Source organism: Halanaerocella petrolearia (assembly GCF_054657875.1).
Genome location: NZ_BAAHXW010000002.1, coordinates 398,619 through 416,061, shown reverse-complemented (window position 1 = coordinate 416,061; position 17,443 = coordinate 398,619). Strand labels below are relative to the sequence as shown.

General features: G+C 34.6%; 13 protein-coding genes and 1 riboswitch. All 13 genes read right to left on the bottom strand.

The window, feature by feature from the left end:
* Positions 1-168 precede the first annotated feature (168 nt).
* A complete protein-coding gene (locus ACYQ39_RS09305; RefSeq protein ID WP_459842394.1) occupies positions 169-2,091 on the bottom strand; it encodes a methyl-accepting chemotaxis protein in 1,923 nt (640 codons plus the stop codon).
* Positions 2,092-2,187: 96 nt separating this feature from the next.
* Positions 2,188-2,274: riboswitch (cyclic di-GMP riboswitch) on the bottom strand.
* A 92-nt stretch (positions 2,275-2,366) separates the two neighbouring features.
* Entirely contained in the window at positions 2,367-3,128 is a 762-nt protein-coding gene (locus tag ACYQ39_RS09300; protein WP_459842392.1) for a fumarylacetoacetate hydrolase family protein, read from the bottom strand.
* Between the two features lie 108 nt (positions 3,129-3,236).
* Positions 3,237-4,484, bottom strand: a complete 1,248-nt coding sequence (locus ACYQ39_RS09295) for a YihY/virulence factor BrkB family protein (RefSeq protein WP_459842390.1) — start codon at positions 4,482-4,484, stop codon at positions 3,237-3,239.
* Positions 4,485-4,599: 115 nt separating this feature from the next.
* On the bottom strand, positions 4,600-5,184 hold the full coding sequence (locus tag ACYQ39_RS09290) for a nitroreductase family protein (protein ID WP_459842388.1): 585 nt from the start codon (positions 5,182-5,184) through the stop codon (positions 4,600-4,602).
* Between the two features lie 186 nt (positions 5,185-5,370).
* Complete coding sequence (locus ACYQ39_RS09285) at positions 5,371-6,975, bottom strand: methyl-accepting chemotaxis protein (protein WP_459842386.1); 1,605 nt, start codon at positions 6,973-6,975, stop codon at positions 5,371-5,373.
* Positions 6,976-7,317: 342 nt separating this feature from the next.
* The gene (gene cimA / locus ACYQ39_RS09280; RefSeq protein WP_459842384.1) at positions 7,318-8,886 is read right to left on the bottom strand and encodes a citramalate synthase; all 1,569 of its coding nucleotides are present in this window, start codon (positions 8,884-8,886) and stop codon (positions 7,318-7,320) included.
* An 11-nt stretch (positions 8,887-8,897) separates the two neighbouring features.
* On the bottom strand, positions 8,898-9,950 hold the full coding sequence (locus ACYQ39_RS09275; protein ID WP_459842382.1) for a 3-isopropylmalate dehydrogenase: 1,053 nt from the start codon (positions 9,948-9,950) through the stop codon (positions 8,898-8,900).
* Between the two features lie 198 nt (positions 9,951-10,148).
* On the bottom strand, positions 10,149-10,652 hold the full coding sequence (gene leuD / locus ACYQ39_RS09270; protein WP_459842381.1) for a 3-isopropylmalate dehydratase small subunit: 504 nt from the start codon (positions 10,650-10,652) through the stop codon (positions 10,149-10,151).
* Between the two features lies 1 nt (position 10,653).
* Entirely contained in the window at positions 10,654-11,916 is a 1,263-nt protein-coding gene (gene leuC / locus ACYQ39_RS09265) for a 3-isopropylmalate dehydratase large subunit (protein ID WP_459842379.1), read from the bottom strand.
* Positions 11,917-12,150: 234 nt separating this feature from the next.
* Entirely contained in the window at positions 12,151-13,653 is a 1,503-nt protein-coding gene (locus tag ACYQ39_RS09260; RefSeq protein WP_459842377.1) for a 2-isopropylmalate synthase, read from the bottom strand.
* A gap of 162 nt (positions 13,654-13,815) precedes the next feature.
* Complete coding sequence (gene ilvC / locus ACYQ39_RS09255) at positions 13,816-14,808, bottom strand: ketol-acid reductoisomerase (protein ID WP_459842375.1); 993 nt, start codon at positions 14,806-14,808, stop codon at positions 13,816-13,818.
* 259 nt (positions 14,809-15,067) lie between these two features.
* Positions 15,068-15,547 carry an acetolactate synthase small subunit gene (gene ilvN, locus ACYQ39_RS09250; protein WP_459842373.1) on the bottom strand — a complete coding sequence of 160 codons (480 nt, stop codon included), beginning with the start codon at positions 15,545-15,547 and terminating at the stop codon, positions 15,068-15,070.
* Positions 15,544-17,280, bottom strand: a complete 1,737-nt coding sequence (gene ilvB, locus ACYQ39_RS09245; RefSeq protein WP_459842371.1) for a biosynthetic-type acetolactate synthase large subunit — start codon at positions 17,278-17,280, stop codon at positions 15,544-15,546. The genes ilvN and ilvB overlap by 4 nt, the downstream gene beginning before the upstream one ends.
* Between the last annotated feature and the right edge of the window lie 163 nt (positions 17,281-17,443).

Genomic DNA, 17,443 nt, shown 5'->3' with positions numbered 1-17,443 from the left:
TTATATTACTTATTATAAATATCATAAATATTATGTAATAAAAATACATATAAGACTTATATTTAATTTTGTATAATAAAACAAATATTCCTTTATATATTTCAAAAAATAAATAAATCTACCGATAAATAAAAATCCCCAGATTAAACTGGGGAAAAATAAGGCAAATTAAACTTTAAATTGATCAACTATCTCCTGTAACTTCTCTGCATTAGCTGCTAAATCAGTAGAAGAGTTAGCAACTTCATCAACAATTTGATTTATCTCATCAGTTGCATTTACAACCTCATCACTACCAGAAGCTAACTGTTGGGTAGCAGCATTAGTCTCTTCAATCTGTACTATTGTTTCTTCAATAGCCTCTACAATATCTTCAAAAGATTGACCGGCTTGATCGATAATTTTTTGACCTTTAGCTATCTCTTCATCCGCTTCTTTAGTTACTACCAAAGCTTGGTCAGTATTTTCTTGAATTTCTCTAATTAGATTAGTAATTTTATCTGTAGCATCAGCCGACTCTTCAGCTAACTGACGAATCTCATCAGCTACCACAGCAAATCCTTGACCATGTTCTCCTGCTCTAGCAGCTTCAATAGCAGCATTTAATGCCAATAAATTAGTCTGTTCTGCTATATTAGTAATCAGTTGAATAATCTTATCGATCTCTTCTGCCTTCTGATCTAACACCATCATATAATCACCAGAATCTTCTGCCTTATTGCTGATCTGTTCCATCTGGCTAATTGCACTATTAATACTTTCTCTACCTTCCTGAGCTACTCTTCCTGTATCCTGAGCAAAATCATTAACTGACTGACTACTAGCTGAAACTTGTTGAATGCCTGAAGACATTTCTTCCATATTAACAGTTGTTGTCTCAACTACAGCATTACCTTCTTCAGCTGATGCAGATAATTCTTCACTAGCTGAAGCAACATTCTCAGTCTCATCACTAATATTCTTCATAATATTATGTAAGCTAGCTAATAACTTATTAAATGATTTAGATAACTTACCAATTTCATTATTAGACTTAACTTCTAGTCGTTGAGTTAGATCTCCACCATTTTCAGCAATCTCAGCTATCCTCTGCTGTAAATCATTTAGAGGTCGTAAAGAACGTTGAATTAACCAGTATAATAAACCACATAATACTAAAAAGCCTAGAACACTTAACCCAATCATCTTCCAAGTTAATTTATTTATCTCAGCCAAGACTTCATTCTCAGCTACTGTTATCACTAATTTCCAATCTCCAACTTTTACTGGAGCATACGCAACAAATTTATTTAAATTAGAATCTTTAACTATTTTACCTTTTTCTTTCCCTAAGAGACTGTTAAAAGACATCTTATATTTATCTACTTGATTTATTTTTTTATTTATTAACTCATCCTCATCAGAAGTTGCAACAATTTTATTATTAGAACTAAGCAGATAATAATGAGATGTCTCAAAATTCTTTAGCCTTTTCAAACGTTTCTGAATCTGACTCAAGGTTTTATCTACACCAGTTATTCCTTGAAACTGACCATCAATCATAATTGGAGCAGCAAAACTAACTACCATAGTTCCATCATACATATATGGTTCTGTAATAGTTAACTTACCAGTCTTTTTTGGGTTTTGATAAAAGGACGCATCAAGTCCTACTAAAGTAGTTAAATTAAATCCATCCTTACTCTTACTTAGATATGGTAAAAAACGTCCCTGCTTATTATAAGCTTTAGATGAATTTCCAGCATATTTATCATCTTGGCCATCAGCATTTGGTTCATACCCAAAACCACCTGCTATTATATTATGATTATTTTCTAGAAATTTATGTAGAAACTCAAGGCTTGCTTCTCGCCTACCAAAACCACCTGCTTCTTGATAATCAGCCATAGTCTGAACTAAAGATATTATCTGTTTATGCTCCTGACTTATTGTAGAAGCATTCTTTTCTATAATAACCTTCATTTCTTTTTTTATTTCTCGAATTTGTGCTTCTCTAAAATCTAAAATGGTTAAAGTAGAAATTAAAGTTAAAATAATTATTGTTGCTAATCCAATCTTAAATGTTATCTCTTTCTCTAAACTCTTTTGCATTATATCCCTCCATATAGAATCTAACTATAAAGATAATAAAATAAAAAACCTATCCCTCATAAAATAAGGAATAGGAATTAGTAACTCCTGGATTCCTTCGGTAGTCTGACTATCTTAGCATAGTTCGCCTTAGATTCAAAGACTCTGCGACCTTATCTTTCAATAAGTGTGCCTTTATCGAGGAATAATTATCTAATTTTACTTTTTTCTACATTATATTATATACATAAATAATCCATTTGTCTATTATATTTACAAATAATCCAAATTAAATGCTATTTTTCTCTTATCTTATTCTTTAAACTACCAATAGTTTCGATTCTAACCTCAACTTCATCTCCTTTTTTTATCTCTCCTACTCCTATAGGAGTACCTGTCAAAATCACATCACCTGAATTTAATGTCATTATTTTAGAAATAAAAATAACTAATTCTGGCACTGAAAAGATCATTTGAGAGGTATTAGATTTCTGTTTTACTTCTCCATTCTTTAATAATCGTATCTTTAGACTATCAGGGCCAACTTCTGTATCTATCACTGGCCCTAACGGAGCAAAAGTATCAAATGCCTTAGCCCTAGTCCACTGCCCATCCTTCTGTTGTAGATCTCTTGCCGTTACATCATTAGCACAAGTATAACCTAAGATATGTTCTCTAGCCTCTTCTACTTCTATATTTTTAGTCTCCTTCTTAATTACCACTCCTAACTCTGCCTCATAATCAACTTGCTGACTCATCTCTGGATACTTAATATAATCGCCTGGGCCAACTACTGCCGTAGCAGGCTTTAAAAATATAATAGGTTCTTCAGGTAACTCCATATCCAACTCCTGAGCATGATCCTTATAATTAAGACCTACACAGACTACCTTACTAGGCTGACAAGGTGCCAACAATTCTACTTCTGCTAGAGAATAGGACTTATCAGTCAACTGATAATCGCCAGTAATCTCTCCTGTAATCACTTGTACTTCTTGATTCTTTAGAACACCATACTCAACTTCTCCCTGCTGATTATTAAAACGAACTAACTGCATAATTGGCCTCCTTTATTTTAAGTTATCAGTCATCAGTGTGAGTGTGAGTAACTTCAGACTCTTAATTTATATATTTTTACTCATGACACATAACACACGACTCACAACTCATAACAAATCCCCAATAGTCAATTCTTTAAAATCTTCTGCTAAATCCTGTTTAATAAAACTATAAATCTGTTCTACCTCTCTATCAACAAAGATTTCTCCAATATCCAACTCTCTTTGCCAAATACCTTCTTCACAGACTTCCCATAAAGGTAGTTCAGTTACAGAACAGATAGGAATATACTTACCTTCTCTAGTTATAGTAATTAGTTCTTCTTGTTTCAACCTTTCTAACTCTTCTTCAATAATAGGCGAGGGAATGTTAATCCTATCTATTAACTCTTTCAATATAATTCCAGTCTTTCCTGGTGTAACAAAATTTTTATGTAGAATAATCATAACTGCTACTGGAACTAACATTCTAATTCCTAAAGTCACATCTTCAGTATCAGTAAAATAAGCTAGATTATTACGATGTTGAAAAACATAAGAAATTACTGCTCCTAATAAAGCAATCATCCATATTAAATAAAGCCAGACTAAAAATAAAGGTGCTGCAGCTAATGAACCATAGATCTGATTATAATTAACTACATTATTAGTATATAATACATACAAGTTTTTAGCTAAATAAAACAAAGTTCCACTAGTTACTCCTCCTACTAAAGCAGCAATAATCTCAACTTCAGTGTTAGGAATTAAATAATAGGCTATAAAAAAGACCAAAAAATAGGCTAAAATAGATAATAAACGCAAGATCAGATCTTGACCTGCAGAAATATTAATAAATCCTTGTTCTAAAAAAGAAAGAATATTTCCAACTGATAAAGCTAGACTGACAGATAAAGTAACCAAAAAAGTTCCTAAAGTAATAAAGGTCCAAAAAGAGACAAATCTTTTAAATAAATCTCGATGCTTATCAACTCCCCAAATTTTATTGAAGGTTCTCTCCACTCTAGCTAAAAGAAAGATAACTACCATAACTAAAGACAGAAAACTGATAACCCCTAATTGATTAATATCAATATTGGTTACTTGTTTCTCCAAATAATCAATTACTGTTCGCCCTGCTCCAGTAGCTAAGTTATTAAGGATAGCCAACTTTAATCTATTAATTAGATTACTCATTCCACCAAAAAAATTAAATAAAGTTAAAATATAAAAAGAAAAAATCAATAGAGGAATGATTGAAAGTAAGGTAGTATACACCAGACTCATAGCATTTACAAAGATATCTACTTCTTTGGCTTTCCGATAAACTAGTTTGATAAACTCCTTCCAATCTATTTGAATTAATTTTTGTAACATACAGAACCTACCTTTCTCACCCAAAAATTATAACAGACTACTTTAGTTTACGATAAAATGAAAATAATAATAACTAAAAAACCCTTCCTGATCTAAATCAGAAAGGGTAAATATACTAGAATCCTAACCACTCTACTTTTTCTACTAACTCTGGATCTTCTCTAGGGGGAGCTTCTGGATCCATATCTGGATAGCCAATAGGGATAATTCCTGCAATTTCTTGCTGATCATCTAATCCTAATAGTTCTTTGGTCTCATCAGCATGTGCTACATGTCCAGCAATCCAGACTGTACCAAGCCCTTCCTCGTGGGCTGCTAAAGATAAATTCTGAATAGCCGCACTAGCTGCCATTAAAGCCTCTTCAGTCTTGATTTCATCATCAAAGCTCTGATAAGTAACTACAATATGTACTGGAGCTCCTCCAAAGTCCTTTGCATACTCTAACATAGCCGGTTTCTTTTCTTCAGAAATGTAAGATGCATTAGGAATATAGTCTTTGGCCCAGTCATAGAAGACACTACTAATTCCTTCTGCATACTCTCCAGTAGCAACCTTAAATTCCCAAGGTTGACTATTACCATTAGAAGGTGCCCAATTTGCCGCTGCTAAAACTTTTTGAATCTTATCCTGCGATACATCTTTATCTTTATACTTCCGAATACTTCTTCGTTCTTTAATTGTTTCTAAAATATCTTCCATTTATATTTCACCTCTCTTAACTTTATCAGCACTATAACATATTAACCTGAATCATTAAATCTTTTGCTACTCAATTATGATTTAACCATATATAGAATCAATTAATTTATCAAAAGAAATTCTTAAAAAGAAAACTATACACTTCCTAATTTAAACTTAACTATCAAATATATTCATATCTCCTATTTAAACTTTGAATTTATCTACTAACCCTTCTAAGTCTTCAGCCATATTAGCCAACTCCTGAGTAGAATTGGTAATCTGCTCCATAGCTGCAGACTGTTCTTCTGTAGCTGAAGAAATTTCATCACTACCTGATGCAATCTCTTTCATAGCTCTATCTGACTGATTAATCTGCTCTACCACTACTTTTATTCTCTCTGTAATTGTTGCAAATGATTCTTCAGCCTCATCTACAATCTCAGCTCCTGCTTTGATTTGCTCATTACTATCTTCAATGACATCAATTGTCTCTTTAGTTTGACTGTCTAATCGACTAACAAGTTCCTTAATATTTTCAGTAGAACTTTGAGTCTCTTCAGCCAGACTACGTATCTCTTCAGCTACTACTGCAAAACCTTGACCATGTTCACCTGCTCTTGCTGCTTCTATAGCTGCATTTAAAGCCAATAAATTAGTCTGTTCTGCTATATTAGAGATAATATCTACAATTCCAATTATCTCTTCTGCAACTTGACTTAATTGATTAATATTCTTAATAGATTCTTGAGAATAATCCATAGTTTCTTCCATCTCTTCTTGAGTAGCATCCATCTTCATTAATCCATTATCAGCTAAATCATTTACTCTACTAGCATTATCTGAGATTTGACTTGAGCTTTCATTTGTACTCTCAATAGTAGCAGTTAACTCTTCTACTGAAGCTGATACTTCTTCAATAGAAGCAGAAGTTTCTTCACTACTAGCATTCAATTCTTGGCAAGTAGATAGTGTCTGTTGGGCAGAGTCTTTGACCTCTTTAATCATCTTTCTAAGATTAGACAAAAACTGATTAACTACTGTAGCTAAATCTCCAATCTCATCTTTAGTTTCAACTTTAATCTCTTGTGTTAGGTCACCACCATTATTGGCCAACTTCTCAAGTTCCTGTCGTAGAATATCTAGTGGATTAACTATACTTTTAGTAATTATAAATGCTATTAATAAGGCTACAACAAAGTTAATAAAACCTATTATAGCTAGATTTCTAATTGACTTAGAATAGAGTATATCTCCATGCTTACTAGCTTGTTTAGCTTCATTTATATTATATCTAACTAACCTATTTAGCATACTAGCAGCTTTATTAAAATGTATCTTTGCCTCACCTAACATCAATTTTCGTGCTTCTTTAGTCTTCTTCTGTTTACTTAACTTCATAACTTTATTGCTTATATTAATGTATTTACCATGTTCACTTAAAATAGTATTCAATAATTCTTTCTCTTTTCTACTATCGATAGTTTTCTTATACTTACTCAATTTAGCCTCATACTTTTTACCTACATCTTCCATATTCTTTTTTGCTTCTTGTCTTCCTTCTTCAGTGGTAGCAGTTATATAATCAAATTGACTTATTCTATATTCAAAGGCCAAATCATCAATAGAATTTATTAGATTAATACTAGGTAATTGATCATCAGTAATAATAGTCGATTGACTATTAATTTCTGACATTATTCCCCTTACATAGAAACCAAAAGCAATTAATAAGATTATAAGCAACCCAAAACCCAAATACAATTTTGTTCCAATCTTTAAATTAAAATTTATTTTATCTTTTAGATTCATACTATTACCTCCTATTGTTTAATATTTTACAATCTCTACTATCTTTTCTTATCTACCTCCTTTAATTTTTTAATACTTATAGATAAATGTAATATTATACTTATTTATAATTATACATATCCCTTCAAAAAATTACAAAAAGACACTTTATTTATCATTAACTATTACAATTCTTAAAATATATCCTAAAACATCTATCTTTTCTTGATCCTTTATAAATAAAAAAACTATAATCCCAATTAAGGAATTAGAGCTTACAACATACTCTATGCTGTCTATTCAAGGATTCCAAAATTCAAGAATTCTTTTACAAACTAGACAGATTTCTGTCTTATTAATATTCTATTGATTTTCGTCTTTCCTTAATCTTACACCATACTCTATACTATCTACCAAGGCCTGCCAGCTTGCTTCAATAATATTTGTTGAAGCTCCAACAGTACCCCAAGTATTATGTCCATCGCCAGATTCAATTAAAACTCTTACCTTAGCTTCTGTACCATCATTATCATCTAAAACACGTACCTTATAATCAATTAGATGAATTTCTTCTAAACAAGGATAAAATCTAACTAAAGCTTTTCTTAAAGCACTATCAAGAGCATTTACTGGACCATTACCTTCAGCAGCGGTATGTACTCGCTGACCATCTATCTTAACCTTGATTGTAGCTTCTGAAACTGGGGACAACTCCCCACGCTTCTCAGTAATAATCCTAACGCCTTCTAATTCAAATAGTTTTTCATAAGTTCCACTAGCTTTAGCTACTAGTAATTCAAAGGAAGCTTCAGCACCTTCAAAATGATAACCTTGATGTTCTAATTCCTTAATCTGGTTTAACACTTGGCGTATATTAGTTGTCTCTTGGTCGATTTCAATTCCTAACTCCTCAGCCTTATAGATCAGATTACTCTTACCTGATAATTCAGAGACCAAGACATTCCGCTTATTACCTACTAATTCAGGTTCAATATGCTCATATGTCTCTGGCTCCTTCAAGATAGCACTAACATGAATGCCACCTTTATGAGCAAAAGCACTATCTCCTACATAAGGCTTATGAGTGGGCGGGTTAAGATTAGCTACTTCACTGACATAACGAGAAACTTCTGTTAATTCAGATAATTCTTCCTCATCAACTAAATTATAGTTATATTTTAGCTGTAAGTTGGGGATGATAGAAGATAGGTTGGCATTTCCACAGCGCTCACCATAGCCATTAAGAGTACCTTGAATCTGATTTATTCCAGATTCAACAGCTACTAAAGAGTTGGCTACAGCTACATCCGAATCATTATGGGCATGAATACCTAAAGTAGTTGTCAGCTGACTCTTAATCTCATTAATAATCTCTTCTACTTTAAAAGGCATTGTACCACCATTAGTATCACATAAAACTAATGTATCAGCCCCACCCCTTTGAGCAGCTTGTAATACCTTAAGAGCATAATCTGGATTAGATTTATAACCATCAAAAAAATGTTCTGCATCAAAGTTAATCTCTAATCCCTGCTCTTTTAGATAACGTACTGAACTCTCTACCATATTCAAATTCTCTTCTAGTGTCGTCTCTAATGCATCAGTTACATGTAAATCCCAAGCCTTACCAAAGATAGTAGCTACCTCAACACCACAGTCTAAGATAGCATTCAGATTTTTGTCTTCTTGAGGCGAGATGTTGGCCCGACGAGTACTACCAAAGGCTGCTACTTGAGCATTTTCCAGTTCTAACTTCTGAACTCTCTTAAAATACTCTATATCCTTAGGGTTAGAACCAGGCCACCCTCCTTCAATATAATCTATTCCTAACCTATCTAACTGTTGAGTTATATTTAATTTATCTTCAGTGGAATAAGAAATTCCTGCTTGCTGGCTACCATCACGTAATGTAGTATCGTAAATTTTAAGCATCTCTTCCACCTCTATTCTAACAGACTACAGATATGGTCTCCTACCTGGTCTGTTGTTAAGTTACCACCCATATCAGGCGTTGTCTGATCTGCTTGTAATGATGACTGAACTGCTTCTTCTATCTGAGCAGCTTCTTCTGGATAACCTAAGATCTCTACCATCATACTAGCTGCTAAAACAGCTGCTAGAGGGTTAGCTTTATTTTCACCAGCAATATCTGGAGCAGAACCATGAACAGGCTCAAACATAGAAACTCCCTCTGGGTTAATATTACCTGATACAGCTAAGCCCATACCACCTTGAACCTCAGCACCTAAATCAGTGATAATATCACCAAACATATTACAGGTTACTACTACATCAAAATCTTCAGGATTTCGGATCATCTTCATTGTCATAGCATCAACTAACATATGATCTTGCTCAACTGCTTGATATTCTTCTCCTAACTCAGCAAAAACCCTCTGCCACAAGTCATGAGCATAAGTTAACACATTACTCTTATCACATAAAGTCAATTTCTGCTCTTGACCTTGTTCTTTAGCATATTCATAAGCATAGCGAGTTACTCGCTCTACTCCTTTATAAGTATTAACCATCTCCTGAGTAGCTACCTCATCTTCAGTATCTTTCTTTAAGAAACCACCTACTCCTGAGTATAACCCTTCTGTATTTTCTCGTACAATCATCATATCAATATCAGCTGGGTTTTTATCCTTCAATGGAGTAAATCTTGAATCATACAATCTAATTGGTCGTAAGTTAATATATTGATCAAAGGAAAATCTTAAATCAAGTAAGATACCATGTTCTAAAACACCAGGCTCTACACGAGGATCACCTACTGCTCCTAAATAGATAGCATCAAATTCAGCTAACTCTTCTTTAGCTTCTTCAGTTACTAACTCTCCTGTTTCTAGATAATGCTCAGCTCCAAAAGGAAACTCTTTAAATTCAAAATCTAGCTCACTTAATTCTGCTATCTTTTCTAATACTTTAACACCTTGACTAACTACTTCTGGGCCAATTCCGTCACCAGGAATTACTGCTATTCTTTTAGTCATAACTACTCACTACTCCCTCCAGTATTTAAATTTACAATTTAGAATTGATAATTAATAATAAACCGTTCTAAAATAGAATGTAGAATAATGTTTTCCAATGTATGAGTTTGAGTCTGAGCCTGAGTTTAAGCCAACCATTAAATAAAAATATCTGGGTTCATGGGTTACTTAGACTTAAACTCAAACTTAAACTCCATATTAACTATTAACTCGCTCCTTAACGTAATTAACTAGACCATCTTTAGCCATTATCTCCTGCATGAATTCAGGAAAAGCTTCTGCTTGATACTCTTCTTCTTTAGTCAGATTCTTAATTGCACCTGATTCAATATCAACTTCTAGCTCATCTCTTTCTTCAATAGCTGCTACTGCCTCTGGACACTCTAAAATAGGTAATCCAATATTAATAGCATTTCGATAGAAGATTCGAGCAAAAGAATTAGCAATTACACAAGAGACTCCTGCGGCTTTAATAGCCAATGGAGCATGTTCACGTGAACTACCACAACCAAAGTTATCTTGGGCTACAATTAAATCTCCTTGCTCCATCTTATCAACAAAATCTTCATCTAAATCTTCTAAACAATGTTTAGCCAATTCTTCTGGCTGGGACGTATTTAGATAACGAGCCGGAATAATTACATCAGTATCTACATCATCACCGTATGTCCATGCATTTCCTGTTAATTTCTTAAGCTCCATACTACATTACCTCCTTAGGACTAACAATTTTACCTTTGATAGCTGAAGCTGCTGCTACAGCTGGATTAGATAGATAAACTTCACTTTCAGGATGGCCCATTCGACCAACAAAGTTACGATTAGTTGTAGCAATTGCTCTTTCTCCTTCAGCTAAGATACCCATATGACCACCTAAGCAAGGACCACATGTTGGTGTACTGACTATTGCTCCAGCATCTAAGAAGATATCAACTAAACCTTCCTTCATAGCCTGACGATAGATCTCTTGTGTACCTGGGAAGATAATCAATCGTAAATGCTCTGCTTTCTTCTGACCTTCTAATACTTCAGCAGCCACTCTTAAATCCTCTAAACGTCCATTAGTGCAAGAACCAATTACTGCTTGGTCTAATTCAATATCTTCAACTTGACTAATACCTTTAGTATTCTCAGGCAGATGTGGGAAAGCAACCTGTGGTTCAATCTCACTAACATCATACTCAATTACTTCTGAATAATCAGCATCATCATCACTCTTATAGACTTTATAATCTCTCTGTGCTCTATCTTTAACATAGTCTAAAGTAGTCTCATCAGGTTCAATTAAACCACACTTACCTCCAGCCTCAATAGCCATATTAGACATTGTCATTCGATTAGCCATTGAGAAATCATCAATTACTTCTCCAGTAAACTCCATTGCTTTATAAAGAGCACCATCAACTCCAATATCACCGATAGTATAAAGAATTAAGTCTTTACCACTAACCCAATCCTGCAATTCTCCATTATAAACAAACTTAATTGTTTCTGGTACCTTAAACCATGCTTCACCACTAGCCATTCCAGCTGCCATATCAGTACTACCTACACCAGTACCTAAAGCACCTAAAGCACCATAAGTACAAGTATGAGAGTCAGCTCCAATAATAATATCTCCTGGTAAAGCTAATCCCTGTTCTGGTAATAAACAGTGTTCAATTCCCATCTCTCCTACTTCAAAGTAATTATTAATCTCTTTGTCATGGGCAAAGTTTCGGACCTTCTTACACTGTTGTGCTGAATTAATATCTTTATTAGGAGCAAAGTGATCTGGAACAATTGCTACTCGATCCTTATCAAATACTTCTTCTACTCCTATCTTATTAAACTCATTGATAGCTACTGGCGTAGTTACATCATTTCCTAATACCAAATCAACTTTAGCATTAACTAAATCACCTGGCTTAACCTTATCTTGACCAGCATGAGCCGCTAATATCTTCTCTACCATTGTCATTCCCATAGCTACTTCCTCCTCGACTTCGTTTATTAGTTTACAGTCTACAGTTTACAGTGTACAGTTAAATTCAAATAACAATTAACTAACAAATAATAATTAATAAATAATATCTGAAATATTTATATCTTATTCTTTACTATTCTCTATTCTTTACTATTTACTTCTTATACTCTATTCTTTCTTCTTTATGCTTTACTAACTGTCAACTGTCAATTGTAAACTGTTAACTGAATTTTATTATAAATCCGCTGCAACCTTATTAACTGCATTATTATAAGCTTTAGCGCTAGCCTCGATTACATCAGTACTAACTCCTCGACCAATATATAACTCATCTTGATACTCTAACTTAACAATTACTTCACCTAAAGCATCCTTACCACTTGTCACTGCATCAATATTATAATTAGCCAACTTACAATCCAAACCAGTAATTCGATTCATTGCTTCATAGACAGCATCTATTGGCCCGCCTTCAGAACAAGCAGATTCATTGACTACTTCATCTTCTCTATTCATCTGTAAAGTAGCTGTTGCTAATCCATTACTACTAGTTACCTGTAGCAGATTAATCTGATAAATATTAGGTGGTTGACTAATCTCATCCTCCATAACTGCCTCTAAATCAAGATTAGTAATCTCCTTTTTCTTATCAGCAAGATCTTTAAAGCGCTTAAAAGCAGAATCTAATTCATCCTGGTCTAATTTATAACCTAATTGTTCTAGTTTCTCTCTAAAAGCATGTCGCCCTGAATGTTTACCTAAAACAATTTTATTCTTTTTTAAACCAATTGTCTGAGCATCCATAATTTCATAGGTCGTTCGCTCTTTAATAACTCCATCCTGATGAATGCCTGATTCATGAGCAAAAGCATTCTGACCTACAATAGCCTTATTAGGCTGAATAGGCATACCTGTTAAATGGCTAACCAATCTACTAGTTCGAGCAATCTCCTTTAAATTCAAACTAGTCTGATCTGAAAAATAGTCATAGCGGGTATTTAATGATAAAGCAATCTCTTCTAAAGCAGTATTTCCAGCTCGTTCACCTAATCCATTAACTGCACATTCTACCTGCTGGGCTCCATTGTCAACTGCAGCTAGAGAGTTAGCCACTGCTAAACCTAAATCATTATGGCAATGAACACTGATTACAGCATTATCTATATTAGAAACATTATCTTTAATATAACTGATCAATCCGCCAAACTCTTCTGGTGTGGCATACCCAACTGTATCAGGTATATTAATTGTTGTTGCTCCTGCCTTAATTACTGCCTCAAAAATATCACACAAGAAGTCCTTATTACTACGAAAAGCATCTTCTGCTGAAAACTCAACATCTTCAGTATAGGACTTAGCATATTCAACAGCTTTGACAGCAGCATCTAATACTTCCTCTGGCTCCTTCTTTAATTTATATTCCATATGAACTGGAGATGTAGCAATAAAGGTATGAATCCTAGGCTTTTCTGCTTCTTGTAACGCCTCCCAAGCTCGATCAATATCTCCTTTAGTAGCCCGGGCCAACCCAGCAACTACAGGACCAGATACTTCTTGGGCTATCTTCTTAACAGCCTTAAAGTCACCAGGAGAAGCAATTGGGAAACCAGCTTCAATGACATCAACTTCTAACTTAGCTAACTGTTTCGCAATCTCCACCTTTTCCTTCACACTTAAACTGACACCAGGAGACTGTTCACCATCACGTAAAGTTGTATCAAAAATCTTGACTCCCATCTACTCCACTCCTTCTTTATTAGCTTTAAGTCGTGAGTCTTGAGTCATGAGCTTAATGGCTTAAACCAATAGCCCATGACCCATAGCTCACAGCTTATTCTCCGGGTTCTTACGAACCCTTCGTGATCGATAAATTCTTAAAAACCATAGAATTTATCCTCTCTACTCCTCAATCCAGTTCATTTTATTTCTTAACTTCTCTCCTACTTTTTCAATTTGATGATTAGCATCAATTTCTTTCCGCTTAGAATAAGCTGGACGTCCTACTTGATTTTCAAGTAACCACTGCTTAGCAAACTCTCCTGTCTGGATATTCTTAAGCAACTTCTTCATTGCTTCTCTAGACTCATCATTGATTACTTGCTTACCAGCAATTAAATCACCATATTCAGCAGTATCAGAGATAGAATCTCTCATTGTAGCAATACCACCTTCATACATCAAGTCAACAATCAGCTTTAACTCATGTAAACACTCAAAGTAAGCAATCTCTGGCTGATATCCAGCATCTACTAACGTTTCAAATCCAGCTCTAACTAACTCACTTGCTCCTCCACATAATACAGCCTGCTCACCAAACAAGTCTGTTTCTGTTTCTTCTTTAAAGCTAGTCTCAATTACACCTGCTCGAGCACCACCTACACCTTTAGCATGTGCTAAAGCTAAGTCTTTAGTTTCTCCTGTAGCATCTTGATAGACTGCAATTAAGCACGGTACTCCAGAACCATCTTCATAAACTCTTCTTACTAAATGACCAGGACCTTTTGGAGCAACCATATAAACATCTACATCTTTAGGAGGAACAATCTGCTCAAAGTGAATATTAAATCCATGAGAAAAGACAAGTGCATTCCCTTCTTCTAAATTAGGCTTAATATCATTCTGATAAACCTTCTTCTGTACTTCATCAGGTAATAAAACTTGGATAACATCAGCTTTCTTAGCAGCTTCAGCCGCTGATACTGGCTCAAAACCATCTTCAACTGCTTGCTCATAACTAGCTCCACCTTTTCTCTGACCTACAATTACATCTAGACCAGCATCTCTCATATTCTGTGCTTGAGCATGACCTTGACTTCCATAACCAATAACTGCAACTTTCTTATCTTCTAAGTAGTTTAAATCAGCATCTTCTTCATAATACATCTGTACCATATCTACTCAACTCCTCATTTTAGTTTAGTGTACAGTGAACAGTTGACAATGAACAGTTAAAAGCAAATTCTAAATAACTTAACACCATCAAACTGTTTCACAGTTTTAATTCTCATAAATATAAGTTTCAGTTTAAGCTTGAGTCTAAGTTTAAACCAATAACTAAAAGATTATTTTATAGATACTCATACTTAATCTCAAACTCAAGCTAATTATTTATTTTGATTCTAGAATTCAACTGTAAACTGGTAACTATTAACTACTTCTTCCCTCGCCCCATAGCTATCTTACCTGTTCTCACCAGCTCTTTGATTCCAAAAGGACTTAGTAGTTTCTCAATAGCATTAATCTTCTTTTCATCACCAGTAATCTCTACCATAATTGAATTACTAGCTACATCAACAATCTTGCCTCGAAAACTATCAACAATCTGCATGATTTCTGATCTAGTATCAGAATTTGCCTGTACCTTAATTAAAGCTAAACCTCGGCTGACTGTTTCATCTTCTGTTAAATCGCTTATTTTATGAACTACAACTAATTTATTTAATTGTTTAGTTACCTGTTCTAACTCTCTATTACTACCATCTACTACTAAAGTAATTCTTGAAATATCCTCATTTTCAGTTCGACCTACTGATAAGCTATCAATATTAAATCCTCGACGACTAAACAGACCAGCAATCCGGGCCAACACTCCAGACTCATTGGCTACTAATACAGAGAGTGTATGTTTCATTCCACATCCTCCTTTAAAACCATCTTATCTAAGCTACCTCCAGGGGGCACCATAGGAAAGACATTTTCTTCTTCTTCAATAATAAAGTCCAACAGATAAGGTTCAGGTGTATTGATTGCTTCTTCTAGAGCTGGTCTAATCTCCTCTACCTTAGTAACCCTCTTAGCTTTAATTCCAAAACTTTCAGCCAACTTAACAAAATCTGGCGTCATTGTTGGACATTCTTTACTAGGTGAAGAACAATCTGGAGGACAATCTTCTTGTTCTTTAAGACAGACAGCAGAATAACGCTTATCATAAAACATCTCCTGCCACTGTCTAACCATACCTAAATATTGATTATTAAAGACCACAATATTAACTGGCAAATTGTTCTTAGCAGCAGTAGCCAACTCTTGTAGATTCATCTGAAAACTACCATCTCCAGCTAAAGCAAAGACATCTTTATCAGGATTACCAACTTGAACACCTAATGCTGCTGGAAAACCATAGCCCATAGTTCCTAAACCACCAGAAGAAGCAAAACTACGCGGCTGACTGAACTGATAAAACTGAGCTGCCCACATCTGATGCTGACCTACCTCAGTAGTCAATAAAGCTTGCCCTTTAGTCAAATCGTCAATCTCTTCAATAATCTCATGAGGTAGTATTTTATCATCAGTAGCTCTTGTTCTAGGATCATCTAACTCACGCCATTCATCAACCTGGGCAATCCAATCTGATCGTTTCTTATCTTCTACTAATGGATTTAACTCATTTAGAACATTCTTAACATCACCAACAACTGGAATATCAACTACTACTCTCTTTCCTACTTCAGCTGGGTCAATATCAATATGAATCACCTTGGCATCTTGGGCAAAAGATTCTAACTCTCCTGTTACTCGATCATCAAAGCGAGCTCCAATTGCAATTAATAAATCTGTATTGGAAACAGCTAAATTTGCTTCAGTAGTACCATGCATTCCTAGCATACCTAAACTTAATTCATCTCGTTCATCAACAGCTCCTAATCCATTTAAAGTAGTAGTTACTGGAATTTCAGCCTTAGATACTAATTCTCGTAATTCGTCACTAGCTTCAGAACCAATAACTCCTCCTCCAGCATAAATAACTGGATTTTCAGCTTGATTGATAGCATTAGCTACTTCCTTTATCTGTAGATTATGCCCTTGATAGTTAGGCTTATAACCTGGTAACTCAATCTGATCTGGATAATCAAATTCCCCTTCAGCTTTTAGGACATCTTTAGGAATATCAATTAATACTGGCCCTGGTCGACCAGTTCTAGCTAGATGAAAAGCTTCCTTAATTATCTTCGGTAGCTCCTTTACATCCTGTACTAAATAATTATGCTTAGTAATTGGAACTGTAATCCCAGTAATATCTGCTTCCTGAAAAGCATCTGTTCCTATCATAGAACCAGGCACCTGACCAGTAAAAGCTACAATAGGTACAGAATCCATATAAGCTGTAGCTAGACCTGTAACTAAATTTGTACCTCCTGGTCCTGAGGTAGCAATACAGACTCCTACTTTACCAGTCGAACGAGCATATCCATCAGCAGCATGGACACCACCTTGTTCATGATGAGGCATAATATGTTCAAAATCAGCCCCATATAACTGGTCATAAATAGGTAAAACTGCTCCTCCTGGATAACCAAAAATTGTCTCTACCTTTTCTTGATACAGAGACTCAACAAACATTTCAGCACCAGTCATTACTGCCATTTTTTTCACTCCTTTTACTTCTCTACTTCTCTTTTAGGTATTATATAAAAATAAAAGCCCTGAGTAGCAACTCAGAGCTTAAGACCGGATAGAGGAAATTAGGTACACCTTCCCCTAGGTAATCTATTCCAATCTACTCCTTGCTAATTACTACTCTTGTTTA

What these genes read in the sequence shown, in the direction of transcription:
- ACYQ39_RS09295 (WP_459842390.1), bottom strand. Translation starts at nt 4,484, where the DNA reads ATGTTACAAAAATTAATTCAAATAGATTGGAAGGAGTTTATCAAACTA.
- ACYQ39_RS09290 (WP_459842388.1), bottom strand. Translation starts at nt 5,184, where the DNA reads ATGGAAGATATTTTAGAAACAATTAAAGAACGAAGAAGTATTCGGAAG.
- ilvN (WP_459842373.1), bottom strand. Translation starts at nt 15,547, where the DNA reads ATGAAACATACACTCTCTGTATTAGTAGCCAATGAGTCTGGAGTGTTG.
- ilvB (WP_459842371.1), bottom strand. Translation starts at nt 17,280, where the DNA reads ATGGCAGTAATGACTGGTGCTGAAATGTTTGTTGAGTCTCTGTATCAA.
- ilvC (WP_459842375.1), bottom strand. Translation starts at nt 14,808, where the DNA reads ATGGTACAGATGTATTATGAAGAAGATGCTGATTTAAACTACTTAGAA.
- ACYQ39_RS09260 (WP_459842377.1), bottom strand. Translation starts at nt 13,653, where the DNA reads ATGGGAGTCAAGATTTTTGATACAACTTTACGTGATGGTGAACAGTCT.
- leuC (WP_459842379.1), bottom strand. Translation starts at nt 11,916, where the DNA reads ATGGGAATGACAATGGTAGAGAAGATATTAGCGGCTCATGCTGGTCAA.
- ACYQ39_RS09305 (WP_459842394.1), bottom strand. Translation starts at nt 2,091, where the DNA reads ATGCAAAAGAGTTTAGAGAAAGAGATAACATTTAAGATTGGATTAGCA.
- ACYQ39_RS09300 (WP_459842392.1), bottom strand. Translation starts at nt 3,128, where the DNA reads ATGCAGTTAGTTCGTTTTAATAATCAGCAGGGAGAAGTTGAGTATGGT.
- ACYQ39_RS09275 (WP_459842382.1), bottom strand. Translation starts at nt 9,950, where the DNA reads ATGACTAAAAGAATAGCAGTAATTCCTGGTGACGGAATTGGCCCAGAA.
- cimA (WP_459842384.1), bottom strand. Translation starts at nt 8,886, where the DNA reads ATGCTTAAAATTTACGATACTACATTACGTGATGGTAGCCAGCAAGCA.
- leuD (WP_459842381.1), bottom strand. Translation starts at nt 10,652, where the DNA reads ATGGAGCTTAAGAAATTAACAGGAAATGCATGGACATACGGTGATGAT.
- ACYQ39_RS09285 (WP_459842386.1), bottom strand. Translation starts at nt 6,975, where the DNA reads ATGAATCTAAAAGATAAAATAAATTTTAATTTAAAGATTGGAACAAAA.